We start from the raw sequence: 23,013 nt of genomic DNA on the forward strand, positions 1-23,013 counted from the left end.
TCCCATGGGAAAAAGCGTCGACACCACCCGCGTGATCGTGGAAATCCCCGAATGCCCGCCGGGGCTTGGCGACCGGCAGGTCAGGGACCTGGAGCGGCTGCTGTCGGAGGTGGCGTCGCTGGCTGTCGCGATGCGACCGGCCGACGGCGGCCGGGTGCCTCAGGAAGAGGTCGAGAAGATCGAGGTGATGGCGCAACGGAGCACCAGCGCTGCGGAGGATCGCGACGTCTGCCTGCGGCTGGCGGCCGTCAGTCTGGTCGGGGCCATGGTGTACAGGAGCCGGCGGGGCCGGAAGGCTACCGGAAAGGCGGCCGGCCATGGCTGAACTTCCCAACCGTTGCGCCGTGCCGGGCTGCCCCTGCACCGTCAAGCGCGGCCTTCTGATGTGTCTCGCGCACTGGCGCCTGGTGCCGCGCGCCCTCCAGACGGCGGTCAACCGCACCTGGCGGAATTTCTGTTCCGCCCGCGGCGTCGGGGCCGAGCTGCGCGGCAAGGCGCTTGACGACTACCGGGAGGCCCGCGCCAGGGCCATCGCGGCCGTGCGGCGCGAGGAAGCCCTGGATGCCGGCGTGCCGGGGGAGGCCGCCCATGGCTGACCTATCTCTGACCTGCACCGTGGAGCTGGTGGAGTACCCGCCGCGCTGGGATGGGCCGGCGGGGGACGCGCTGGCCCGGGTCCTGTCCGACGTCGCGACCGAGCGGGTCCGGCAGGTCGCCAGGGGCTATGACGCCGCCCACGATGATCAGCACACCAATGCGGGGTTTGAAGATCACCTCTTCGAACGGATGTTGCTGCTTGACGCGGCCCGGCCCGAGGATCGCGCCCACCACCGCCGCCGGTGGGTGCAGATCGCCGCCCTGGCCGTGGCGGGCATCGAGCGCCTCGACCGCCTGCATGCCACCGATGGGGGTGCCTCATGACGGCCCCCGTGCATCTCGTCCTGTCCATCACCGTCCATGGCGACGACGACGGCGGCGTGCCGGTGCTCCAGGTCGTCGGCCTGCCGGACGCGCCGGAGGTGTGGGCGGTGGTCGACGACGCCGGCGCCGTCCGGTCGCTGTGGCGGGTGCGGGGTGTCCCGGCCCGCCTGCCCGAGCAGCCGATCGCGCCCCATCTGCCCTCGGTCGCGGCCCTGTGCCGCGGCGCGCTGGCGTAGGGAGAGGCCCCCCATGACCCGCGCGGTGCAGGATCTGGCCCTGGTGCTCGGCGTCGACGCCTACCGGCTGCGGCGCGGCCTGGCGCTTGACCAGGCCAGCCGGCGGGCGCTGGCCGATCACTTGCTGCTGGCAGCCGTCGCCCTGTCCGGCCGGACGCCGCCGGCGCGGGTCGACGCCGATCCCGCCGCCCTGATCGCCGCCGCGGTGGAGACCGCCCGCGCGGCCGGCGTGCCGGCGCCGGAGATCGTCGCGGCGGTCAACGACGCCCTGGAGCGCTGCGTGCGCCCGAACTGAGGAGATGACCATGCGCGCACCCACCAAGCTGCCGGTGTCCGAGGCCGGCTACAACGCCGCCTTCAAACTCGCCCAACTCGCCGAGGAGGCATTTCGCGGTCTGACGGCGGCGCAGGCGATGGAGGCGATCGCAATCCATGCGGGGGCCTGTGCTTTCCAGAACGCGGCCCCCGGCAAATCCGCCGAGGTGCTGGCGGTGCTGCAAATGATGATCGCGCAGGTGCACGACGGCTGCTGCCGTGGTGCCGGTGTGCCCGCCGGCCCGGCTGCCGGCAACGCCTGAGGCCGCCATGACGACAAGCCTCAAGCCCGCCGCCAACGCCCTCTCCCGGCACAAGAGGGAGCAGCCCAAGGACCCTGACGACTGGTATGTCGAGGAGGCGTTTTGCGTCCACGTCCTGCTGGACGTCCTGGAAGAGCTGGGCCTGCTGTCGCCGGGCCGGCCGGGCACGGTGCTGGACCCGCACGCCGGCATGGGCACCATCCCCGGCGTCTGCTGCGCGCGCGGCCTGTGCGACGTCACGGGGTCCGATCTGCGCGACCGCGGCTTCCCCGGCGTGACTGGCGGCGTCGACTTCCACGGCCTGCCCGCCTACGCGGCGCAGTCGCACAACTGGGTGATCACCAACCCGCCCTATTTCGGCGGCGCCGGGCCGCTGGCGACGCTGGAGCGGGCAGCGGCGGTGGCGCGGGACGGCATCGCCTTGCTGGTGAATATGCCGTTCCTGGCCGGCCAGAGCCGGCATGTCGTGTTCGCGCGGCCGGCGCCGGGCTGGGCGGTCAGCGACGTCGTCATCCTGTCCATGCGGCCGAGCATGCCGCCCGGCGCCGCCCTGGTGGCCGGCGCCGTCAAACAGAGGGGCGGCAAGGAGGATTTCTGCTGGGTCGTGCTGCGGCCCCGCGACCGGGTCGACGGAGCGGCGCGCATCCATTGGCGCATGCCTCGGCCGGAGCACACGCCGCCCGGCCGCGGGCTGAAGAGGAGCGGGACTCCATGAAACCGGACACCACCGCCCGCCTGATCGCGGCCGTCCAGACCTGCCGGCGCAAGGTCGCCGGGCTGGACGACGACACCGCCTGGCGCGATTTCCTGGAGAGGACCGGTGGCAAGCGGTCGCTGCGCGCGATGACCGGTCCCCAGCTCGGCCGCGTGCTGGACGCCCTGCACGCGGCCGGGGCGCCGCGCCGATCGGCGGGACGGCCGCGCTACGCGGACTCCGCGCAGGTGCGCATGATGCGGGGGCTGTGGCTGGAACTGGCTGACCTGGGAGCCGTCCAAAGCCGCGCCGAAGGGGCATTGAACGCCTTTATCAAGCGCCAGACGGGGCAGGATGTCGGCCGTCTCGACACGACGGCCGCCCACAAGGTGATAGAGGCGCTGAAGCGCTGGGTGGGGCGCGCGCAGGCGAAAGCCGGCGGAGCGCGAGCGTCATGAGAAGCGCCTTATCGGCATTTGAGCGCCATCCCATTCGCGATCGCGACATAGCTTGCGGCATGGAAATCCAGGCCGGTGGCCTTCTCGAAGGCGTCGTTCAGGATCTTCAGCCGGGGTTCTTTCCAACGCTCGACCGCTTTGTGGTGCTCGGACAGCATCTCCATGGTAAGGGGTTGCCCCGCCGGCGGGGCGGGCTTGATGCCGAACAGCCTGTCGGCCTCCTTCTGCAACTTTACCCGTTCTTCGTTCTCGTACTTGCACCAGATCGGCAGGACGGCACGCACCTCTGCCTCGCCGGGGAGGTCGGCCGCCACCACCACGGGCGGGACGGCAAGGGGTGCCGCAAAGGCGAGCGCGGCGAAGAGCAAAAGCAGGCGCATGGAGCGTCTCCGGTTGTGGTCATCCGGAACACTCGCCCGCTCGACGGACGCTCGTCAACCGTCATGGTTGCGGACCAATTTCAATGACAGCCGGATCGCCCCCCCTCGTCCTCCCCGGCGTCCTGGGCGAGATTGCCGAGGCTGCCGGCGAGCCGGCTGCGCTGGCCGTAGCGCGGGCGAAGGGAGGGAGGCGCGCCTACTTCCCGGCCGCACCAACGGCGGATCACTGGCTGGTCCGGGCGGTGGGGCCCGAGGCCGCCGCCACGATCTGCGCACATCTGGTGGCCGGCGGCACAGGGCTGGAGATCCCCGTGCCACTGGGACCTACGGGGACACGGCAGCGGGTGTGGGCGACCATTATCAGGGCGTTGGCTGAAGGCGCAACCACGGGCGATGCCGCCCGACTTGCCGGCGTTGACGAACGGACCGTCCGTCGCCATCGTAACGGGCACGTGCGGGGTGTGGCTGGCGACGACCGGCAGGGCGAGCTGTTCTAAAGGGGAGGCTGCCTTGGATGGGGCACCCCCCCGGACATCCGTCCGGGTGCTGCCGCGCGATAGGGGTAGCCAGAGTAGCGGGACAACCGACCGAGGTCCCGCGCCATGTCCCTCAAATCCCCTTGCCTGTCGCCGCGCCATTTGCGCGATGACGTGATCATCCCCGTGCTTCGCATCTGCGCCGGTGACGACGCGCCGGGTTTCGCCTCCGCCGCCGGCGTCGAGCTGGTGCTGGGCACCGCGGCCGTGGAGTCGCGACTGCGTGCATTGCGCCAGATCGGCGGCGGTCCGGCGCTGGGGTTGTGGCAGATGGAGCCGGCAACGCACGAGGATATCTGGGCGAACTTCCTGCGCTACCGGGCGAAGCTGGGCGAGCGCATCCTGATGCTGCGCGGCGAGTGCCCGCCGAAGGAGCGGCAGCTCGTCACCAATCTGGCCTACGGCGCCGCCATGTGCCGCGCCCACTACTACCGGCGGCCCGAGCCGCTACCGGCAGCCGGCGACGTGCTGGCACAGGGCTTTTACTGGAAGGCCCACTACAACACCCACCTGGGGGCCGGCAAGCCGGGCGACTACGTCGACGTCTGGCGCACGCTGGTCGCCCCCTTCCTTACCTGATCCGGGGAGCGCCCGCATGAACGCTGCGATTGCCTTCGTGGGCCTGGTGGCCTGCGCCCTTTTCAGCCGCGGGGTGTTCCTGCTGCTGCGGCCCGGCTCCCGCCTCGCTGACCTGGTGGCAGGCAAGCTCGCCGTGCTGATCGGAGCCATCACGCTGATGGCCGTCATTTCCCCTGCTTTCGCCGGTGAGAGGGTCTACGCCGTACCGATCCCGCCGGAGCTGCTGGCCGGCGCCGTCGACCTGGCCCTGGTGGCGCTGGCGACGGTCGGCGGCTTCGTGGTGCGGCGCGTGCTGGTCTGGTTGAAGGTCGACACCGACAGCAAGCTGGCGCGGCGCCTGGATGACGGGATGGTCATCGCCCTGGGCTGCGCGCGCGACCGGCTGCTGCTGATCGGCGCCAATCTCGACACCATCCAGACCAGGTCGGAGATGGTGGCGATCGCCGCCCGCTACCTCCTGCCGAAGATGCCGGAGACCATGAGGGCGCTGCGCATCGACGCGGCCGGCCTTGAGGAGCGGCTGGCGGCTCGCCTCGACCAGGTGGTGCCGCTGCCGGGTCAGGCTACCATTTCGGGCCGCCCGGTGCCGGACGATCTCTGATGGACGACGCCGACCGCGCACAGGAGGTGCTGCTGCTGTCCCTGGACGTGACCGTGCCGGTTGCAGCAGTTCGGGCCCGGCTGGCTGCTGCCGGTGCGTCAGCCTGCACCGACTGCGGTGACCCGATCGACCCGGCGCGCCGCGCCGCCCTGCCGAGCGCCACCCGGTGCTTCGGATGCCAAAGCGACCGCGAGGGGGGAGCATGTTGACCATGGCCGACGCAAAGGAGTGGGCGGCGTTGCTGGGGCTGGCCTGGCTGATCGTCGCCCCGGCCGGCCTGTGGTGGCTGGCCAAGACATTTCCGACCAGGCGGGAACTGGACGCCGTTCACACCCGCGTCACCAAGGCCGAGGAACGCCTGGCCGATGGCGACCGGCGCATCTCGGGGCTGGACGCCTCCGTGCGCGAGGCCATCGGCGCGGCGCATGCCGCGCGCGACGCCGCCGACAAGGCGACCCGGGCGGCCGAGAAGATCGGCAGCGCCCGGGTCGAGCTGGCCGAGCTGCGGGGCGACATCAAAATGCTGACCGCGATCCTGACGCGGCTGGAAGGCGACAGCCGCCGGATGATCGACGGACATCTTTCCATGACGGGATGACCATGACCATGAGCATGAGCGACCAGGTGCGCCGCGTCTTCGACGCCGATCGCCGCCTCACCTGCCTGCGCATCCTGTGCGAGGGCGGCGGCCGGGCCAGTTCGTCGACCCTGGAGAAGTCGCTGCGCCTCTTCTCTTTCGGGCGGGTCGATCGGGCATCGACCAACGCTGACGTGCGCTGGCTGGCCGCTGCCGGATTGGTGGAGACCGAGGAGCTGCGCCCGGACCTGCTGGCCGTGACCATCAGCGCGAGGGGCGAGCGGGTCGCCCGCGGCGAGGAGTTCATTGAGGGCGTGTCGCGCCCGTCGAGGGACTGACCAATGGCGGGCAAGCCGTCCAAGGTCGATAAGCTGCCGGAAGGGTTGCGCGAGGGGATCGCCCAGCTCTGGACGTCCGGCCGCTACACCGTCGATCAGATCCTGACGCACCTGCATGATCTGGCCGCCGGCCGGCGAACGATGTTGCCGCCGGAGCTGGACGTTGCTGTGTCCGTGACGCCCGAGGCGCTGCCGTCACGGTCGCGCCTGCACGCCCACCTCCAAGGTGTCGATCAGGTCGCCGATCGGCTGCAGCGGTCACGAGCGGTCGCTGAAGCGCTGGTCAAGAAGCTGGGCGATGAGCCGGAGAGCCGGACAGCCCGGCTGAACATCGAGCTGCTGCACTCCGCCGTGCTGGACCTGTTCATGGCGGCCGATGAGCAGCGGGCGTCCGATGGCGGCGGCAGCGACGACGCGCCCGAAGGCCCGCCGGTTCCGATGACGCCCGAGACGGTGATGTTCCTGGCCAAGGCGCTGAAGGACCTGTCGTCGGCCCGCAAGACCGATGCGGACCTGATCTTGCGCATGCGCAAGGAAGTGGCCGCGGAGATGATCAAGAAGCTGGACGCCGCCGAAACGGCCGCCAGGGCCGCCGGCGAAAAGGGCCTGTCACAGGCGCGCATCGCCCAACTCCGCCAGGTGCTGGCGGTCGGAGCGGTTTAGCCATGGATGCCGGCCGGGTGGCGGTCCGGGAACCGCCGGAGAGCGCCATCGACCGGATCGAGGCCGGCCGCGCCACGGCGGCCGACCTCGATCCGCTGTCCGAAGGCTTCCTGCTGAAGCACCAGCGCAACTGGATCGCCGATCCGGCACCGCTGAAGATCGCGCCGAAAGGCCGGCGGACCGGCATGACCTTCGCCGAGGCGCACGACCATGTGCTGATCGCGGCGGCCAGCCGCGAGGCCGGCGGCGACCACTGCTGGTACATCGGCGACACCGCCGAGAAGGGGCGCGAGTTCATCACCACCTGCGCCAACTTCGCCCAGACCGTCGCCAACGAGCTGTGCGCCATTGAGGACTTCGTCTTCGACGATCAGGAGGAACAGCCGGACGGCACGGTCAAGACCCGGCAGATCACCGCGTGGCGCATTCGCTTCGCCTCCGGCCACCGGATCACCGGCCTGTCGTCGCGGCCGGCGGCGATCCGCGGTCTTCAGGGTGTCGTCGTCATCGACGAGGCCGCTTTTCACGCCGACGTCGGCAAGGTGCTGGAAGCCGTACTGGCCCTGCTGATCTGGGGCGGAAAGGTGCGCATCATTTCGTCTCATAACGGTGCGACCAACGCGTTCAACACGCTGTGCAAAGAGGCGGAGAGCGGCAAGTTTCCGGCGTCGATCCACCACGTCCCCTTCGATGTGGCGGTGACCAACGGCCTTTATGAGCGGGTGTGCCTGGCGCGCGGCTGGACGCCCTCCGTCGCGGGTAAGCGCGCCTGGTACAACCAGATCCGGGCCGCCTACGGCACCCGCACCGCCGCGATGCGCGAGGAGCTGGACGCAATCCCGCGCGAGGACAGCGGCACCATGCTGGCGCTGGCGCTGATCGAGGCGGCCATGACGCCGGACTATACCGTGGTGCGCTGGGAGAAGCCGGCGCCCGATGCGGACGGCCGGGAGTTCGTCGATTGGCCGGAGGCCCGCCGCCGCGCCCATATGGCCGCGTGGATCGAGGCGCACGTCCAGCCCGCGCTGGACCGCCTGCCGTCGCGTTGGACCTACGGCATCGGCGGCGACTTCGCCATGCGCCAGGACCGGTCGGCCTATGCCGTCGCCTTCGCCGATCAGCAGCTCGCCCGCCACGTGCCGCTGCTGGTCGAGGCGCGCGAGTGCCCCTACGACCAGCAGAAGCAGATGCTGTGGCACATCGCCGACTTTCTGCGGTCAAAGCGCCGGCTGGGGTCGGGGGTGCTGGACGCCGGCGGCAACGGCATGGTGCTGGCGCAGGAGGCGCGCCAGCGTTACGGCGCCGAGCGGATCGTGGAGCTGATCGCCACCGACGCCTGGCTGCGGGTGCATTCGACGCAGCTCAAGACGGCGTTCGAGGATCGTACGATCCGGATCGGCGCGGATCTCGACGTGCGCGACGATCTGCACCAGTTCCGCCTGGTCAACGGCGTCGGCCGCATCCCCGCCGACGTGCGCAAGGTCGGCACGGACGGTGGGCGCCGCCACGCCGACGCGGCGATCGCCATCCTCAACGCCCATGCCGCCACCGCGGCGCCGGCCGAAACCATTGCCTATGAGGGTCTGCCCAAGCGCGGGCTGCCGCCGGGCGGCGACCGCCACGGCTTTCCCGGCGACGGCATCATGCAGGCCATGAGCCGCGCCGCTCGCCTCCTGTTCGGAGCTGACGATGACCGGTACTAGCCCCATCCTGGGCCCTGACGGGCGCCCCATGAAGCGCGTGGAGCGCGCCGCCACGAAGGCCGCGCTGACGGAGGAAGTGGCAGCCCCCTCGCTGTTCGGCGTCCGCCGCGTCTGGCAGGAGGCGATCGCCCGCGACCTCACCCCGGCGCGGCTGGCCGGCCTGCTGCGCCGTGCGGCCGAGGGTGACGCCGACGCCTATCTTGCGCTGGCCGAGGAGATGGAGGAACTGGACCTGCATTACGGCTCCGTCCTCGGCACCCGCAAGCGCGCCCTGTCCGGCATCGAGCCGCGCGTGGAGGCCGCCAGCGACGAGACGCGCGACCAGGAGATCGCGGACGCCGTCCGCAAGCTGGTCAACCCGCTGGTGTGGCCCGATCTGGTCGAGGACCTGCTGGACGGCCTGGGCAAGGGGTACAGCGTCGTCGAGATGATCTGGGACACCGCGGCCACGCCCTGGACGCCGGCGCGCTACGAACACCGCGACCCGCGCTGGTTCACCTACGACGACGCCAGCCGGCGCCGGCTGCTGCTGAAGGATGAGGCGGCGCCACGGGGCGCCGAGCTGCCGCGCCACAAGTTCATCGTGCACGAGCCGCGCCTGAAGAGCGGCATCCCCATCCGCGGCGGGCTGGCGCGGCTGGCGGCCTGGACCTTCATGTTCAAGCACTACACCGTGCTGGATTGGGTGCAGTTCTGCGAAACCTACGGGATGCCGATCCGGCTCGGCCGCTATGGCGCCGGCGCCGGGGAGGCCGATCTGCGGGTGCTGCGCCAGGCGGTCATGAACCTGGCTCGCGACGCGGCCGCCATCCTGCCCGACACCATGCGCGTGGAGTTCGAGCAGGTCGCTGCCGGCGGCGGCGGGTGGGAGGTGTTCCGGCGTCTGGCCGAGTACCTGGACAAACAGATCAGCAAGGCCGTGCTGGGTCAAACGATGACGGCCGACGACGGCGCCAGCCTGGCGCAGGCGAAGGTGCACAACGACGTGCGCCAGGACATCCTGCGCGCGGATGCGCGCCAGCTGAACGCGACGCTGAACCGCGACCTGGTGCGGCCCTTCGTCGACCTGAACTTCGGGGCGCCGCCGAACGGCTATCCGCTGCTGCTGCATCCCGTTCTGGAGCCCGAGGACGTCGCGCTGCTGGTGGACAGCCTGGCGAAGCTGGTGCCGATGGGGCTGGAGGTCGAGGCGTCGGTGGTGCGCGACAAGCTGGGCCTGCCCGATCCGCCGCCGCAGGAGAAGCGCGGGCCGGAGGTGGTGTTGCTGCGCGCGCCGGCAGCGCCGCCGCCGGACCTGGCCGGGGTCGCCAACCGCGCGGGCTGCGGGTGTCCGGCCTGCGGCGGTCTCGCGCGGGCGACCAACCGGGAAGATGCCGGTGACGAGCTGGACGAGCTGGCGGCCGACATGCTGGACGGCTGGCGGCCGATGATGGCACCGCTGATCGATCCCGTGGTCGCGACCATCCGGTCCGCCGGCAGCTATGAGGAGGTGCTGGCCCGCCTGCCGGAGCTGGCGGAGCGCATGGATGCCGACGCGCTGATCCGGGCGCTGGCGCGCGCGACCTTCCTGGCGCACGCCGCCGGCGATGGCGGTGATCGCTGATGGCCGCGTATAGCGAAAAGCCCGGCTTCGGGTTCCCCACCGGCCCGGACGCCGAGACGCTGGCCTATCTCAAGGCCAAGGGCTGGGCACCGGCCTTCTCCCACAAGGATGTCCGGGGTGACGAGCACGCCTTCGCCTTCACCGTCGCGAAGGCAACGCAGATGGACGTGCTGCGCACCATCCGCGAGGAGCTGGAGCGGGCGCAGGCTGCGGGAGAGCCGTTCGACGCCTTCCGACGGCGGGTGACGCCGCGCCTGATCGAGCTGGGCTGGTGGGGTGAGGGCGAGGTGGAAGACCCCAAGGCGGGCGGTGCGAAGCGGCCGGGGCAGCTCGGCAGCCCGCGCCGCCTGAAGACGATCTTCGAAGCCAACATCCGCACCGCCCATGCGGCCGGCCAGTGGGCGCGGATCGAGAGGACCAAGGACGTCCTGCCCTACCTGGTCTACGAGCTGGGACCGTCGGAGCGGCACCGGCCGGAGCACGCGTCCAAGAAGGGGCTTCTGCTGCCGGTGGACAGCCCGTTCTGGAGGGCCTGGATGCCGCCGAACGGTTGGGGTTGCAAGTGCCGGGTCCGCCAGGTCTCGGCCGCCGAGGCGCGGCGCCGGGGCTGGGACGTCTCGGCCGAGCCGGACGTGCCGATGCGGCAGTGGACCAACGACCGGCGCGGCGAGACGATCGACGTGCCGGTGGGCATCGACCCCGGCTGGGCCAACAACCCCGGCCTGACGCGACGGCGGAACCTGGACGCGCTGACGGTGGACAAGCTGGCCGCGGCGCCGGCCGATCTGGCCCGTGCAGCCATCGCCGATATGGTGGCCCATCCCCGCTTCGCCGATTGGCTGGACCGGCCGGACGGGTGGTTCCCGGTGGCCCGCCTGCCGGACGAGGTGGCGGCGGCGATCGGCGCCAGGACGCCGGTGGCGGTGCTGTCGCCCGATACCATGGCCAAGCAGAAGGGTGAGCTGCCGGGGCGGCCCGGCCACCCCGAGCTGACCCTGGAGGAGTACCGCACGCTGCCGTTCCTGGGCGGCGATCCGCAGGAGGTGATCCGGAACGCCGAACGCACCGTCGTGGTCATCCGCCGCGACGGTGCGCTGTATCTCGCGGCCGTGAAGGCCGACGCGGAAGGGAACGCCGTCTTCGTGAGCAGCTTCCGCCGCACCAACGCGCGCGACGTCGATCGGGAGCGCGACAGGGGACGCGTGATCTGGAAGGAGGGGCGCGCGGTGGGGACTTCCCGTTCCCCCACATGACGCTCCGGCGGAAACCGCCGTGCTACGGCTGGAAGGTTCACCGTGTCGCGCGCGCCCTGTCCGTAAGATAGCACCGTTCGGGCCGGGCTTCCAGATGCGCGCCGGGACGGCCTTTCGCGCGCCGCCGGCCCTACCCCCATCGGATGGGCGTTCCCCCGCGTAAGATGCCTCTTACGGCCTCTTAAAGGGCATCGCAGGGAGCGGCTGTGGACGGGGTGCCGCTCCGCGCCTATGGTGGGGGAGAACGCCATCCGATCGCACGCCCCGGACATCTGTCCGGGTGCCGGCGGACGGCGGATCGGGCGAGGGTGGCGCTTCCACCGGACAGCCCGATCCCATGACCGCTCCCGCTCCCGATCATCATTGCGCCGCCGACCGCGCCGAACGCCGCGCGCTGTGCTTCGCGCTGCCGGCCGGCGGCGCGGCCCCGGAGTGGATCATGCTGCTGCCGGCCGGGGGCGTGGTGTCCGGCATCGACGGTCGGCGCTGGACGCTGAGCGATCCGGCCCGCGTGGTCGACGCCTTCCGGGATCGCGGGCTGGACCTGGTGGTGGATTGGGAGCATGGCAGCGAGACGCGCGCGCTCGCCGGCGAACGCACCCCGGCGGCCGGCTGGATCCAGGAGTTGGAGCTGCGCGACGGCGCCGTGTGGGGGCGCGTCACCTGGACCGAGGCCGGCCGCGCCGACATCGAGAGCGGCGCCTACCGCTACATCAGCCCCAGCTTCGATTTCGTCCGCTCCACCAAAGAGATCGCGCGGCTCACCTCCGTGGGCCTGGTGCACGCCCCCAACCTGCCGGCGCTGCCGGCGCTCAACCGCGAGGAGTTGATGGACCTGAAAGCTCTTTGCCGGGAACTCGGTCTGGCGGAGACCGCGACCATGGACGAAGTCCTGGCCGCGGTGCGCCGTACGAAGAGCGACCTGGCCACCGCCACCAACCGGGCCGAGACGCCCGACATCGCCCGCTTCGTGCCGCGCGCCGATTACGACACCGCCGTGGCGCGCGCCACCAACGCCGAGAAGGCGCTGGCGGACGTCGAGGCTGCGACGCTCAAAGCCGACGTCGACGCCCTGATCGAGCGGGGCAAGGCGGAGGGCAAGATCAGCCCGGCGACCGAGGACTTCTACCGCGCCCAGTGCCGCGACCGCGCCGGCGTCGACCGGTTCCGCGACTTCCTGAAGGCCGCGCCGAAGGTGCTGGACCCGTCGCCGTCCATCCCGGGCAAGCCGCCGGCCGGTGACGGGACTCTGTCCGACGACGACCGCGCCGTGTGCCGTCAGATGGGCTTCACCGAAGACGACTGGCGCAAGCACAGGGAGGGCCGATAGATGGCCGCCCTCACCGCCGGCCGGCGTACGCAGCAGCGCGCCGGCGACATCGTGTCCCACCCGCTGGCCGCGGCCGCCGTCATCCACCAGGGCGGCCTCGCCTGCCTGAGCGCCGCCGGCTATCTGGTGCCCGGCGCCACCGCCACGACCCTGACCTGCGTCGGCATTGCCGCCGAGAGTGTCAGCAACGCCGGCGGCGCGGCCGGCGCGGTGTGCGCGGACGTGCGGCGCGACGGCGCCTGGCGCTTCGACAACGCCGCCGCCGACCCGGTCGGCCGCCCGCACATCGGCAAGACGGCCTGGATCGTCGACGACCAGACGGTCGCCGCGACCGACGGCGGCGGCACGCGCAGCGCCGCCGGCACCGTCATCGACATCGACGCTGACGGCGTCTGGATCGAGTTCTAAGGAGACCCCTATGCGCGTGATCACCGCCGCCCTGCTGGCCAGCGCCAGCCAGGGCTTCCAGATGGCCTTCAACACCGGGGTGGAGGCGGTCGAACGCACCTGGCCCAAAATCGCCATGGAGACGCCGTCCTACGGCCGGTCCGAGATCTACCCCTGGCTGATGAGTCTGCCCGGCACCCGCGAGTGGATCGGCGAGCGGTTCATCAACAGCCTGGAAGCCACCGGCTTCGAAGTGGTGAACCGGACCTTCGAGAACACCTATGGCGTCAAGCGCACGGACATCGAGGACGATCGCCTGGGCATCTACAGGCCCGCCTTCGCCATGCTGGGCGAGTCGGCGGCCGAGACGCCCGACGAACTGGTGTGGGGCCTGCTGCCGGCCGGCTTCAGCACGATGAGCTGGGACGGTCAGTATTTTTTCGACGCCGACCACCCCGTGATGGATCGGGACGGTCGGGTGACGTCCATGTCCAATTTCGGCGGCGGTACCGGCACGCCCTGGTATCTCGTCTGCACCAAGCGGGTGCGCAAGCCCTTCATCTTCCAGAAGCGGACGGAGGTGGAGTTCGTCCGGCAGGACCAGCCGAGCGATGAAACCGTCTTCATGCGAGACGAGTTTCTCTACGGCGTGCGCCTGCGGTGCAGCGCCGCCTACGGGTTCTGGCAGATGGTCTACGCCTCGCGCCAGCCGCTCAACTCCACCACCTTCGACGCCGCCTACGCCGCGATGTGCGCGATCAAGGGCGACTACGGCCGGCCCCTCAACAACAAGCCCAACCTGCTTGTCGTGCCGACCAACCTGCGCGGCGCCGCGAACGAGGTCATCAAGGCCGAGCGCCTGGCCAACGGCGCCACCAACACCAACCGGGATCTCGTGGAGATCCACGTCGAGCAGCGGCTGTAAGGAGGCCCCGATGACTGGTCATCTGCGCATCGTCGCCAAGCGTGACGGCTTCCGCCGCGCCGGCCTTGCCCACCCGGACCGGCCCGTCTTCCACCGCCGCGCCGACCTGACGGACGAGCAGGTCGCGGCGCTGATGGACGAGCCGATGCTGATCGTCGACGAGATGGACCCGCCCGATGCCGCGACGCCGCCCGCCAGGACGGCGAAGGGCAAAGCCGCCGACGCGGCGATCTGATCGCAGGAGCCGCCCATGTCGTACGCCACCCTGCAAGACCTGATCGACCGCTACGGGTCGGACGAGCTGGTGCAGCTCACCGATCGCGCGGAGGTGCCGACCGGGGCGATTGACGAGGCTGTCGTGGAACGGGCGCTGGATGACGCCCGCCGGCTGATCGACGGCTACGCGGGGGCGCGCTACCGGCTGCCGCTCGCGCCGGTGCCCGATCTGGTGCGCCGCATCGCCTGCGACCTGGCGCGCTACTTCCTGCATTCGAACGCACCGACGGAGCTGGTCAAGGACAGCCACAAGGAGGCCCTGCGGCTGCTGGAGAAGGTGGCCGCCGGCGCGGTCGTGCTCCAGGCGGCCGGTGCGGAGGCGCCGGCGTCTCCTTACACCGGCGCTGCCTTCATCGCCGGCGGGGATCGCCTGTTCGGGCGCCGGGGGGGCTGACCGATGGCCGGTGCGCGGATCGAGGTGGCGGGGGCGGAGGCGGTGCGGCGGCGCCTGGTGGCGCTGGCGCAGGGCATCACCGACAAGCGCCCGCTGCTGGACAGTCTGGGCGGGCTGGTCGAAAGCCAGACGCGCCGGCGGCTGTCTCAGGACAAGGAAGGGCCGAACGGCGAGCCCTGGCCCGACTGGTCGGACAGCTACAAGGCCACGCGCCGGACCGGTCACCACCTGCTGGAGAGCACCGGCACGCTGATCGACAGCGTCCATTACATGGTCCGCGGCGACGCGGTCGAGGTCGGATCGGGGATGGTCTACGCGGCCATCCACCACTTCGGCGGCGCCGAGGCCGGCAAGCCGGAGATCCCGGCCCGCCCGTGGCTGGGCGTGTCCGAGGAGGACGGCCGGGAGATCGACGAGGTGCTGGGCGACTGGCTCGGGAGGATCGCGTGATTCCGGACCTTGAAACCGCCATCGTCGAGCGCCTGGGCGGCGCCGTTCCGGGCATCCGGGTTGAGGCGTTCCCCGAAGACCCCGCGTCCTACGCGCTGAAGCACCCGCGCGGCGCCGTGCTGGTGGGCTACGGCCGCTCGACCTACGGCAAGCCGGAAGCGCTGGGCGTGATCGCGCAGGAGCGACGGCTGGAGTTCGACATCACCGTTCTGGCGCGCAACCTGCGCCAGCACGACGGGGCCTATGCCCACCTGGAGGCCGTGCGCGTGGCGCTGACCGGCTGGCGACCGCCGGGCGCGCGCAAGCTGTACCCGCTCCGCGACCGCTTCCTGGGCGTGAGCAACGGCGTCTGGCGCTACGTCATCACCATCGCGACCTCGGCCGTGGCGCTGGAGACGGCCGAGACCGAACAGGCCGCTCTGCTTCGGCAGATCACGCTTGGCGAACGCCTTACCATGGGAGACGAGCCTTGACCCTCTACCGCTACAGCGGTCCGCCCTCCGGCGCCACCGTCGACGGCAAGGAGGTGCTGCTGCACCCCGGCGCCGACGTGGATCTGCCCCGCGACAACGATTACGTCCGCACCCTGGTGGCGCTGGGTCATCTGGCGCCGGTCCCGGTGTCGGCGGGGTCCGGGACGGACCGGGCGCCGCGCAGGGCGACCAAGAGTGAAGGAGCCGCCTGATGCCCGCCAACTTTTTGCACGGCGTCGAGACGGTCGAGGTGACGAAGGGGGCGCGGCCGGTCCGCCAGGTGAAGACGGCCGTCATCGGTCTGATCGGCACCGCGCCCGTCCATCACCTCGACGCCGGCGACCGGCGCATCAACGACCCGTTCCTGGTGCTGTCGGATCGCGATGCCGGCCGTCTCGCCGGGCCGGCCCTGTCCGGCTACACCGTCCCGCAGGCGCTGGACGCGATCGCCGACCAGGGGCGCGGCACGGTGATCGTCATCAACGTGTTCGACCCGGCCGTCCACAAGACGGCGGTTGCCGCCGAGGCGGCGACGCTCGGTGCCGACGGCACGGTGGCGCTCGCGCACGGCGACATCATCCAGGCGACGGTGAAGAGCCAGGACGGCACTGTCACGTACGCGGCCGGCGCGGACTACAGCCTGGACCGGGTGACGGGCACGCTGACGCGCCTGACCGCCGGCGCCATCACCGCCGGCGCCAGCCTGACCGTCGACTACGACTATGGCGATCCGTCCAAGGTCACGGCGGCCGACATCATCGGCAGCGTCGACGTGGCGGGCCGGCGGCTGGGCATGCAGGGGTTCCTGAACAGCTACAACCTGTTCGGCATGTTCCCGAAGATCCTGATCGCCCCGGTCTACTGCACACAGACATCGGTGGCGGTGGAGCTGGAGGTGCTGGCGGCGGCGTCGAAGTGCCGGGGCATCGCGCTGATCGACGCGCCGATCGGCACGACGCGCGACCAGGCGATCACCGGCCGCGGGCCGTCCGGCGCCATCAACTTCGGCTTCTCGTCCGAGCGCGTGGTGCTGTGCTATCCGCACCTGAAGGTCCACGACGCGGCGACCGGCGCCACCCGCCTGGAGCCGTACAGTCAGCGTCTGGCCGGCGTGATCGCCGCGACCGACGACGAGTTCGGCTACTGGTTCAGCCCGTCCAACAAGGTGATCAAGGGCATCGTCGGGGCCGAGCGCGACCTGTCGGCGATGATCAACGACCCGACCAGCGACGTGAACCTGCTGAACGAGGCCGGCATCGTCACGATCTTCAATTCCTTCGGCACGGGATTGCGGACCTGGGGCAACCGGTCCAGCGCGTGGCCGGCGTCGACGGCGCAGGGCAACTTCATCCAGACGCGGCGCACCGCCGACATGGTCCATGAGAGCCTGGAGTACGCGATGCTCCAGTTCATCGACCTGCCGATCAACGACGCGCTGATCGACAGCATCGTGGAGACGGGCAACGCCTTCATCCGCACCCTGATCGGCCGCGGGGCGCTGACCATCGGGTCGCGCTGCGAATTCAACAAGGAGAAGAACCCGCCGACCGAGCTGGCGGCCGGGCACCTGACCTTCGACCTGATCTTCTGCCCGCCGCCGCCGGCGGAGCGGATCACGTTCGAGAGCTTCATCGACATCACCTTGCTTGCCAATCTCGGAGGCTGACATGGCGATCGAGCTGAACACGATCTTCAACGCCAATGTCTATCTCGACGGCACGATGTCGCTGATCGGGCGCGCCGGCGAGCTGACCCTGCCCGAGATGTCGGTGGCGACGAGCGAGCACAAGGCGCTGGGCATGTTCGGCACGCTGGAGCTGCCGGGCGGGCTGAAGGCCATGACGTGCCAGATCAAGTGGACCGGCTTCTACGCCGACCATCTGCGCGCCGCCGCCAACCCCTTCAGGACCCACAAGCTCCAGGTCCGCGGCAACCTGGAGAGCTGGACGGCCGAGGGTCGGACGCGCGAGGTGCCGGTGGTCTGGCACCTGACCGCCGCCTGGACCACGGCGAAGCTGGGCGTGCTGAAGCCGCAGGAGGGTGCCGAGTTCGACGACGAACTCGCCGTCAGCTACGTCAAGGTCCTGCACGACGGCGCGGCCGTCGTGGAGATCGACGTCTTCAACAACATCTGGACCGTCAACGGCGAGGACGTCCTGGCCCGCTGGCGCGCCAATCTGGGAGTGTGAGCATGACCGCCAGGACCGACACCGATGCGCGCACCGTGACCCTGCCCGGCGGCCGGGTGGCCTGCATCCGCAAGGGCAAGGGCCGCGATCTGTTGCAGGCCGCCCGCATGGCCGGCGGCGCCGGCGACGGGATGAAGCTGACCATGGCCATCATCGCCGTGCTGACCGTCATCGACGGCCGGCCGCTGGTGATCGAAGACGTCGAGGAGATGGACATGGCGGACGTCATGGTCCTGATGGGGGCCGTCACGGGAAACGGCGCCTCCTCGTTGAGCAGCATTTCGTTGCCCTCCGGATCGACGGAGGGTTCGCCCACGCCGAGCTGATGGCGATGGACTGGGACGATCTGGTCCACGAAACGGCGGCGCTGGCGGAGTACGTCCGCCGCCGCAAGGCCGCCCGGGAGGCGGCCAACCGGCGCTGATGGCGCGCAATCCCGAACCCGGACACCATGGCCAACCCCTTTGACATAGCCGTCGTGCTGCGACTGGTCGACCAGTTGACCGGCCCCCTCGGCCAGGCGACGGCGGCGGTCGAGAACGTCGATCGCGTGGCCAAAGCCGCGCAGGGCCTGCGCAACTTCGGTCAGCAGGCCGCCGTGACGGGCGCCGTGGTGTCGGGCGCCGGCGCGGCCATCGCGGCGTCGCTGTCCACGGTGGTCAATCCGGCCGCATCCTTTGAAGCCGCCATGGATGCCGTCGGCGCGATCGGCCGGGCCAGCGACGATGAACTGGCCCGGCTGACCGAAACCGCCCGGATGCTGGGCGGCACCACATGGGCATCCGCCAGCCAGGCGGCCGACGGCATGCGCTTTCTGGCGGCGGCCGGCTTCGCCGCCAACCAGACCATCGCGGCCATGCCGGGCATGCTGGATCTGGCGCGGGCCAGCGGCGCCGGCCTGGCCTCGACGGCGGATGTCGCCAGCAACATCCTGACGGGGTTCGGCCTGGAAGCGGCCGAGATGGGCCGCGTCGCCGACGCCATGACGGCCACCTTCACACGATCGAACGTCACGCTCGGGATGCTGGGCGAAACCATGTCGTACGCGGCGCCGGCGGCGGCCGGTGCCGGTCAGAGCCTGGAAACCGTCGCGGCCATGGCCGGCAAGCTGGGCGACGCCGGCATCCAGGGATCGCGTGCGGGCACCGCGATCAACGCCATGCTGAGTTCGCTGGCCGGCCCGACCACCGCGGCCACGAAGCTGCTGGACAGCTTTGGGGTGGCGACGACGGACAGCGCCGGCAACCTGCGCAACATGGTCGACATCCTGACCGACCTCGCGAAGGGCATGGAGGGGATGGGCAACGGCGCGCGGCTGGACGCGCTGGCCACCATCTTCGGTCGCGAAGCGGCGGGCGCGGTCAACGTCCTGCTCGACCAAACGGACGGCCGGCTTCAGGATTTCGTGTCGACGCTGGAGAGCGCGGGCGGAGAGGCGGCCGCGGTCGCCCTGCGGATGGGCGACAACTTCGAAGGTGCGATGGCCGGCATCGGATCTGCCGTGGAAAGCGTGCAGATCTCGTTCGGGACGCTGCTGCTGCCGGCCCTGACCGAGGGGGCTCTCCGCGTGGCCGACATCGTCCGCGCCATCACGGTGTTCGTCGAGAGCAACCGGGATCTGGCGCGGACGATCGGCCTGGTCGCCGCGGGCGTGGCTGCCGCCGCCGTCGTCATCGGCCCCGCGGTGCTGGCCGTGGGCGCCCTGGCCAGTGCCGCCGGCATGCTGCTGCCCGTGCTGGCGGCGCTCGTGTCGCCCATCGGGCTGCTGATCGCGGCGCTGGCCGGGGCAGCCGTTTTGATCCACCGCAACTGGGACGGCATTGCGGCCTTCTTCGAAGGGCTGTGGGTCGGCATTGTCGCGGGCATGGCGCCTCTTCAGCCGGCCTTCGATGCGCTGGCCGCCGCGGTCACCCCGATCCTGGACGCCGGCGCCGGCGTGCTCGATTGGGTCCGGTCGCTGATCGCGCCGGTGGATGGCCTGGCCGGGGCGGCTGCGGAGCTGGGGCAGAGCTGGGGGGCCGCCATCGGCGGGATGGCGGCGGCGCTGACCGCGCCCTGGCTGACCGAGACGGCGGCCCTGGTGGCGTCCGCATGGGGGGTGCTGCCGGCGGTGTTCGACGCGGTGGGCAGCGCGCTGGGCCGCCTGCGGGATTGGGGGCAGGCGTTTTTCGCGGGCTGGATCGATGGCTTCCGGTCCGCGTTCGACCTGTCCCGCTTCGCGGCCCTGTCCGAGACGCTGGGGCCGCTGGGCAGCGCGCTGGGCGTGCTCGGCACCGCCGTGGCGGGCCTGTTCGACCGACTGGCAGCCCTGTTCGCGGGAACGGGCGACGCCACGGGCGGGCTGGCCAGCCTCGGGGCGCTGGCCGGCGCGCTGGCCGGTGGCGCGCTGAACACCCTGGCCGACCTGATCGCCATGGTCGCGACGGTCCTCACCGGATTGACCCAAGCCCTGGCCGGCGTGCTGTCCGGCGACTTCGGCGCCGTCGTGGCGGGGTGGCAGACGGCGCTGGGCGGGGTGTTGACCTTCTTCGACGATCTGGTGGCGCGCCTGACCGGCCTGTCGCTGTACGACGCCGGCGCGGCGATCCTGCAAGGGCTGGCCGACGGCCTGTCGGCCGGCGCGTCGGCGGCACTGGCGGCGATCGAAGGGGTCGGTGCGTCGATCATCGGCCGCTTCAAGGCGCTGCTGGGCATCAACTCGCCGTCCACCCTCTTCGCGCAGTTCGGGCAGTGGATCATGGATGGCCTGGCGAAGGGGCTGACGGAGAAGGTTCAGGCGGTGCTCGATACCGTGTCCGGCGTGGCCGGCGGCGTGGTGGGAAAATTTAAGTCGCTGCTGGGCATCAACTCGCCGTCCACCGTCTTCGCCGGGTTCGGTCTGAACATCGTCGAGGGGTTGGAGAACGGCATCAACGACAACGGCGCCGACGCCGCGGCCGCCGCGGCCGGCCTGTCACGGGCGGTGACCGCCGCCGCGGCGGCGGCGGCCCTGGCGCTGCCGCTGTCGGTGTCCGCGGCGGCGGCGGGCATTCCCGATCCGGGAGCGGCGGCACGGGCGATGGTCGTGCCGGCGGTGGCACCGCTGGCCGACCGGGGCGACGCCATGGCCGGCGGCGGGATCGGCGGCGCCTCGGCCGGCGGCGGCGCGCCGGTGACCGTCAACCTGTCGGTGACCCTCGACGGCGGCGATCCGGACGTGGTCCGGCGCCTGGAGGAGTGGGTGCGCGGCGACGGCGGCCGGCTGATCGCCGAGGCGGTCCACCGCGAGGACGAGCGCCGGGCGCGCACGGCCTTCGATCCGCGGGGGCGTGGCCGATGAGCACCGCCCTGATCCTCGGCCCCGTGCGGCTGGACACCCGCTCCGTCGTCCGCTTCAGCGTGACGGACGGCTGGCAGTACCCCGACCACGACGTGGTGGAAACCAAACCGAAGCTGCAATGGACGGGGACCCAACTGCGCAGCGCCAGCATCGGCCTGTGCTTCCACATGCGCTGGTGCGACCCGGCGGCGGAAATGGCGGCGCTGCACGGCCTGGGCGGTGCCGTGCGGGCGTGGCCGCTGATGCGCGGCACCGGCGCGTGGCTCGGCCGCTTCGTGGTGACGAACCTGAGCGAGACGGACCGGTGGACCACGCCGGACGGCGCGCCCCTGTGGGTCGAGGCCGACCTGAAACTGACCGAATGGGCCGGCCAGCCCCTGACCGGCATCGGCCCGGCGCTGGTGCGCGCCATCGCCACGCCCCTGCTGCGGAGGCTGCGGTGACGGATACGGTTATCGAGCACATCACGGTGGACGGCGACCGCTGGGACCTGCTGGCCATGGACCATTACGGCGATCCCCACGGCTATGCCCGGATCGTGCGCGCCAACCCGCACGTGGCGCCCACGCCGCTGCTGCCCGCCGGCGTGCGCCTGGCCATCCCGGTGATCGAGCGGCCGGTGTCGGCGCACGGCCTGCCGCCCTGGAAGCGGGGGGGGCGATGAACCGCGTGGACACACCGGTCTGGACGCTGACCTGGCAGGGCACCGACGTGACGGCCGACATCGCCGCCATGGTCACCGGCCTAACCGTCACCGACCGCAAGGACGGCGAGAGCGATGAGCTGGCGGTGACGCTGGAGGACCGCGACGGCCGCTGGCGCGGCGACTGGCTGCCGGAGAAGGGCGACGTGCTGGAGGCGACGCTGGGCTACGCCGGCGGCCCCGTCGTCGACGCCGGCACCTACCAGGTGGACGAGGTGGATCACAGCGGGCCACCCGATCGGCTGGAGGTGCGCGCCCTGGCCGCCGGCGTGACGGAGGCGCTGCGCACCAGGCGGCACCGGGCGTTCGAGGGCCGGACGCTGGCGCAGATCGCCGCAGCCGTGGCGGCCGACCACGGCATGGCGGTGATCGGCGATCCCGCCAGCGAGGCCCTGCAACGGGTGACGCAGGCGGACGAGACCGACCTGGAGTTCCTGAGCAAACTGGCGGCCGAGCACGGCTACGTCTTCTCGGCCCGCGCCCGCCGGCTGGTGTTCATGAGCGAGGACGAGCTGCTGTCGGCCGACCCGGTCATGACCCTGTCGCGTGCCCTGCACCACCCGGTGCGCTGGCGCTTCCGCGTGACGGCCCGGCAGGTCTACACCGCCTGCGAGGTGCGCTACCTGGACCCGGCGACCAAGCGCACGCGGACCGTCACGGTGAAGGCCGCGGGGCAGGAGACCAAGCCCAAGGGCGGCTCTCAGCGAACCGGAGGTTCGCCTGACGCCGTCAGCGGAAGCAAAGCTTCCGTGAAAGGCGATCTCCTGCGCCGGCGCATGCGGGTGGAGAGCGAGGCGCACGCCCGGCAGAAGGCGCAGGCGCTGCTGGACCGCGCCAACCGCGGCGAGGTGCGCGCCAGCCTGACCTTCCCCGGCCGGCCCGACCTGGTGGCCGGGATCAACGTCGTGCTCGCCGGGTTCGGCCGCGCCTGGGACGGCACCTATCACGTCACCGGGTCGACGCACCGCATGGTGCGCGGCGGCGGCTACACCACCGACATGGAGGCCCACCGTGTATAGGCGCGCGATCGTCGAGGCGGTTGATGCCGCCACCGCCCGCGTCCGTGTCCATTTTCCGGACGCGGACGGGATGGTCAGCTGGTGGCTGGAAGTGCTGCAGCAGCGCACGCTGGGCGACCGGTCGTACTGGATGCCCGATGTGGGCGAAGCCGTCGCCGTCCTGATGGACGAGCGGGACGAGGCCGGCGTGGTGCTGGGCGCCATCTACTCCGCCGCCGACCCGCCGCCGGTGACGTCGGCCGACACGCGCCACACCGTGCACCGGGACGGCGCGGTGTTCGAGTACGACCGGGCCGCCCACACCTGGACGGTGGCGGTGCCGACCGGCGGGCGGATCGCGATCAGCGTCGGCGGCACGTCGCTGGTCATGGACGACGCCGGCGCCCGCGTCGTCGCCCCCCGCATCGACCTGAACTGAGGGAGCGCCC

General features: G+C 71.4%; 34 protein-coding genes. 33 read left to right on the forward strand and 1 reads right to left on the reverse strand.

The window, feature by feature from the left end:
* The first annotated feature begins 4 nt into the window (after positions 1 to 4).
* Genes G472_RS0117205 through G472_RS0117240 form a run of 8 tightly spaced genes read left to right on the forward strand, consistent with a single transcriptional unit; the run spans position 5 to position 2,887 of the window.
* Positions 5 to 325 carry a hypothetical protein gene (locus G472_RS0117205; RefSeq protein WP_029009371.1) on the forward strand — a complete coding sequence of 107 codons (321 nt, stop codon included), beginning with the start codon at positions 5 to 7 and terminating at the stop codon, positions 323 to 325.
* Positions 318 to 596: a hypothetical protein gene (locus tag G472_RS0117210; protein WP_029009372.1), complete on the forward strand. Its 279-nt coding sequence runs from the start codon at positions 318 to 320 to the stop codon at positions 594 to 596. Before G472_RS0117205 ends, G472_RS0117210 begins: the two co-directional genes overlap by 8 nt.
* Positions 589 to 921: a hypothetical protein gene (locus G472_RS0117215; protein WP_156927155.1), complete on the forward strand. Its 333-nt coding sequence runs from the start codon at positions 589 to 591 to the stop codon at positions 919 to 921. Before G472_RS0117210 ends, G472_RS0117215 begins: the two co-directional genes overlap by 8 nt.
* A complete protein-coding gene (locus G472_RS0117220) occupies positions 918 to 1,157 on the forward strand; it encodes a hypothetical protein (protein WP_029009374.1) in 240 nt (79 codons plus the stop codon). Before G472_RS0117215 ends, G472_RS0117220 begins: the two co-directional genes overlap by 4 nt.
* Positions 1,158 to 1,170: 13 nt before the next feature.
* The gene (locus G472_RS0117225) at positions 1,171 to 1,452 is read left to right on the forward strand and encodes a hypothetical protein (RefSeq protein WP_029009375.1); all 282 of its coding nucleotides are present in this window, start codon (positions 1,171 to 1,173) and stop codon (positions 1,450 to 1,452) included.
* Positions 1,453 to 1,462: 10 nt separating this feature from the next.
* The gene (locus tag G472_RS0117230; protein ID WP_156927156.1) at positions 1,463 to 1,735 is read left to right on the forward strand and encodes a hypothetical protein; all 273 of its coding nucleotides are present in this window, start codon (positions 1,463 to 1,465) and stop codon (positions 1,733 to 1,735) included.
* Between the two features lie 7 nt (positions 1,736 to 1,742).
* Positions 1,743 to 2,450 carry a hypothetical protein gene (locus G472_RS37320; RefSeq protein WP_156927157.1) on the forward strand — a complete coding sequence of 236 codons (708 nt, stop codon included), beginning with the start codon at positions 1,743 to 1,745 and terminating at the stop codon, positions 2,448 to 2,450.
* On the forward strand, positions 2,447 to 2,887 hold the full coding sequence (locus G472_RS0117240) for a regulatory protein GemA (RefSeq protein WP_029009378.1): 441 nt from the start codon (positions 2,447 to 2,449) through the stop codon (positions 2,885 to 2,887). Before G472_RS37320 ends, G472_RS0117240 begins: the two co-directional genes overlap by 4 nt.
* Positions 2,888 to 2,895: 8 nt before the next feature.
* Here G472_RS0117240 and G472_RS0117245 read toward each other — a convergent pair whose 3' ends face one another.
* Positions 2,896 to 3,267: a hypothetical protein gene (locus tag G472_RS0117245; protein ID WP_029009379.1), complete on the reverse strand. Its 372-nt coding sequence runs from the start codon at positions 3,265 to 3,267 to the stop codon at positions 2,896 to 2,898.
* Between the two features lie 602 nt (positions 3,268 to 3,869).
* On the opposite strand from G472_RS0117245, the gene G472_RS0117255 reads away from it, so the two are divergent.
* The 25 genes from G472_RS0117255 (at position 3,870) to G472_RS33875 (ending at position 23,003) form a co-directional block, all read left to right on the forward strand.
* On the forward strand, positions 3,870 to 4,382 hold the full coding sequence (locus G472_RS0117255) for a hypothetical protein (RefSeq protein ID WP_051340940.1): 513 nt from the start codon (positions 3,870 to 3,872) through the stop codon (positions 4,380 to 4,382).
* Between the two features lie 16 nt (positions 4,383 to 4,398).
* Entirely contained in the window at positions 4,399 to 4,983 is a 585-nt protein-coding gene (locus G472_RS0117260) for a hypothetical protein (RefSeq protein ID WP_029009382.1), read from the forward strand.
* Positions 4,983 to 5,192: a TraR/DksA C4-type zinc finger protein gene (locus G472_RS0117265; RefSeq protein ID WP_035692796.1), complete on the forward strand. Its 210-nt coding sequence runs from the start codon at positions 4,983 to 4,985 to the stop codon at positions 5,190 to 5,192. Before G472_RS0117260 ends, G472_RS0117265 begins: the two co-directional genes overlap by 1 nt.
* 2 nt (positions 5,193 to 5,194) lie before the next feature.
* Positions 5,195 to 5,581, forward strand: a complete 387-nt coding sequence (locus tag G472_RS0117270; protein ID WP_029009384.1) for a hypothetical protein — start codon at positions 5,195 to 5,197, stop codon at positions 5,579 to 5,581.
* A gap of 8 nt (positions 5,582 to 5,589) precedes the next feature.
* The gene (locus tag G472_RS0117275) at positions 5,590 to 5,898 is read left to right on the forward strand and encodes an ArsR family transcriptional regulator (protein ID WP_156927158.1); all 309 of its coding nucleotides are present in this window, start codon (positions 5,590 to 5,592) and stop codon (positions 5,896 to 5,898) included.
* Between the two features lie 3 nt (positions 5,899 to 5,901).
* Positions 5,902 to 6,561 carry a phage protein Gp27 family protein gene (locus tag G472_RS33840; protein WP_035692798.1) on the forward strand — a complete coding sequence of 220 codons (660 nt, stop codon included), beginning with the start codon at positions 5,902 to 5,904 and terminating at the stop codon, positions 6,559 to 6,561.
* Between the two features lie 2 nt (positions 6,562 to 6,563).
* Positions 6,564 to 8,264: a hypothetical protein gene (locus tag G472_RS33845; RefSeq protein WP_051340941.1), complete on the forward strand. Its 1,701-nt coding sequence runs from the start codon at positions 6,564 to 6,566 to the stop codon at positions 8,262 to 8,264.
* Positions 8,251 to 9,867 (forward strand): DUF935 domain-containing protein, encoded by a 1,617-nt coding sequence (locus tag G472_RS0117290; protein WP_029009386.1) that lies wholly within the window; start codon positions 8,251 to 8,253, stop codon positions 9,865 to 9,867. Before G472_RS33845 ends, G472_RS0117290 begins: the two co-directional genes overlap by 14 nt.
* On the forward strand, positions 9,867 to 11,120 hold the full coding sequence (locus tag G472_RS38180) for a phage head morphogenesis protein (protein WP_084536719.1): 1,254 nt from the start codon (positions 9,867 to 9,869) through the stop codon (positions 11,118 to 11,120). The genes G472_RS0117290 and G472_RS38180 overlap by 1 nt, the downstream gene beginning before the upstream one ends.
* Positions 11,121 to 11,457: 337 nt before the next feature.
* Positions 11,458 to 12,450 (forward strand): phage protease, encoded by a 993-nt coding sequence (locus G472_RS0117300; protein WP_051340943.1) that lies wholly within the window; start codon positions 11,458 to 11,460, stop codon positions 12,448 to 12,450.
* Complete coding sequence (locus tag G472_RS0117305) at positions 12,451 to 12,858, forward strand: hypothetical protein (RefSeq protein WP_029009388.1); 408 nt, start codon at positions 12,451 to 12,453, stop codon at positions 12,856 to 12,858.
* 10 nt (positions 12,859 to 12,868) lie between these two features.
* Positions 12,869 to 13,762: a Mu-like prophage major head subunit gpT family protein gene (locus G472_RS0117310; RefSeq protein ID WP_029009389.1), complete on the forward strand. Its 894-nt coding sequence runs from the start codon at positions 12,869 to 12,871 to the stop codon at positions 13,760 to 13,762.
* 10 nt (positions 13,763 to 13,772) lie between these two features.
* A complete protein-coding gene (locus tag G472_RS0117315) occupies positions 13,773 to 13,997 on the forward strand; it encodes an HI1506-related protein (protein WP_029009390.1) in 225 nt (74 codons plus the stop codon).
* A 15-nt stretch (positions 13,998 to 14,012) separates the two neighbouring features.
* Entirely contained in the window at positions 14,013 to 14,432 is a 420-nt protein-coding gene (locus tag G472_RS0117320; RefSeq protein ID WP_029009391.1) for a gp436 family protein, read from the forward strand.
* A 3-nt stretch (positions 14,433 to 14,435) separates the two neighbouring features.
* Positions 14,436 to 14,882, forward strand: a complete 447-nt coding sequence (locus G472_RS37330) for a phage virion morphogenesis protein (protein ID WP_051340944.1) — start codon at positions 14,436 to 14,438, stop codon at positions 14,880 to 14,882.
* Positions 14,879 to 15,355 carry a Gp37 family protein gene (locus G472_RS33860; RefSeq protein ID WP_051340945.1) on the forward strand — a complete coding sequence of 159 codons (477 nt, stop codon included), beginning with the start codon at positions 14,879 to 14,881 and terminating at the stop codon, positions 15,353 to 15,355. Before G472_RS37330 ends, G472_RS33860 begins: the two co-directional genes overlap by 4 nt.
* Positions 15,352 to 15,567, forward strand: coding sequence for a hypothetical protein (locus G472_RS0117335; protein ID WP_029009392.1), 216 nt, complete (start codon positions 15,352 to 15,354; stop codon positions 15,565 to 15,567). The genes G472_RS33860 and G472_RS0117335 overlap by 4 nt, the downstream gene beginning before the upstream one ends.
* Positions 15,567 to 17,021 (forward strand): phage tail sheath subtilisin-like domain-containing protein, encoded by a 1,455-nt coding sequence (locus tag G472_RS0117340; protein WP_029009393.1) that lies wholly within the window; start codon positions 15,567 to 15,569, stop codon positions 17,019 to 17,021. The genes G472_RS0117335 and G472_RS0117340 overlap by 1 nt, the downstream gene beginning before the upstream one ends.
* 1 nt (position 17,022) lies before the next feature.
* Positions 17,023 to 17,544, forward strand: a complete 522-nt coding sequence (locus G472_RS0117345; protein ID WP_029009394.1) for a phage major tail tube protein — start codon at positions 17,023 to 17,025, stop codon at positions 17,542 to 17,544.
* Between the two features lie 2 nt (positions 17,545 to 17,546).
* On the forward strand, positions 17,547 to 17,870 hold the full coding sequence (locus tag G472_RS0117350) for a phage tail assembly protein (protein WP_029009395.1): 324 nt from the start codon (positions 17,547 to 17,549) through the stop codon (positions 17,868 to 17,870).
* Between the two features lie 125 nt (positions 17,871 to 17,995).
* Positions 17,996 to 20,863, forward strand: coding sequence for a phage tail tape measure protein (locus G472_RS40630; RefSeq protein WP_051340946.1), 2,868 nt, complete (start codon positions 17,996 to 17,998; stop codon positions 20,861 to 20,863).
* Positions 20,860 to 21,306 (forward strand): phage tail protein, encoded by a 447-nt coding sequence (locus G472_RS33870; protein WP_029009396.1) that lies wholly within the window; start codon positions 20,860 to 20,862, stop codon positions 21,304 to 21,306. The genes G472_RS40630 and G472_RS33870 overlap by 4 nt, the downstream gene beginning before the upstream one ends.
* The gene (locus tag G472_RS0117370) at positions 21,303 to 21,527 is read left to right on the forward strand and encodes a tail protein X (protein ID WP_029009397.1); all 225 of its coding nucleotides are present in this window, start codon (positions 21,303 to 21,305) and stop codon (positions 21,525 to 21,527) included. Before G472_RS33870 ends, G472_RS0117370 begins: the two co-directional genes overlap by 4 nt.
* Positions 21,524 to 22,585 (forward strand): phage late control D family protein, encoded by a 1,062-nt coding sequence (locus tag G472_RS0117375; protein WP_029009398.1) that lies wholly within the window; start codon positions 21,524 to 21,526, stop codon positions 22,583 to 22,585. Before G472_RS0117370 ends, G472_RS0117375 begins: the two co-directional genes overlap by 4 nt.
* Positions 22,578 to 23,003, forward strand: coding sequence for a phage baseplate assembly protein V (locus G472_RS33875; protein WP_169732827.1), 426 nt, complete (start codon positions 22,578 to 22,580; stop codon positions 23,001 to 23,003). Before G472_RS0117375 ends, G472_RS33875 begins: the two co-directional genes overlap by 8 nt.
* The last annotated feature ends 10 nt before the right edge of the window (positions 23,004 to 23,013 follow it).

It is taken from the genome of Azospirillum halopraeferens DSM 3675 (assembly GCF_000429625.1).
Taxonomy (GTDB): domain Bacteria; phylum Pseudomonadota; class Alphaproteobacteria; order Azospirillales; family Azospirillaceae; genus Azospirillum; species Azospirillum halopraeferens.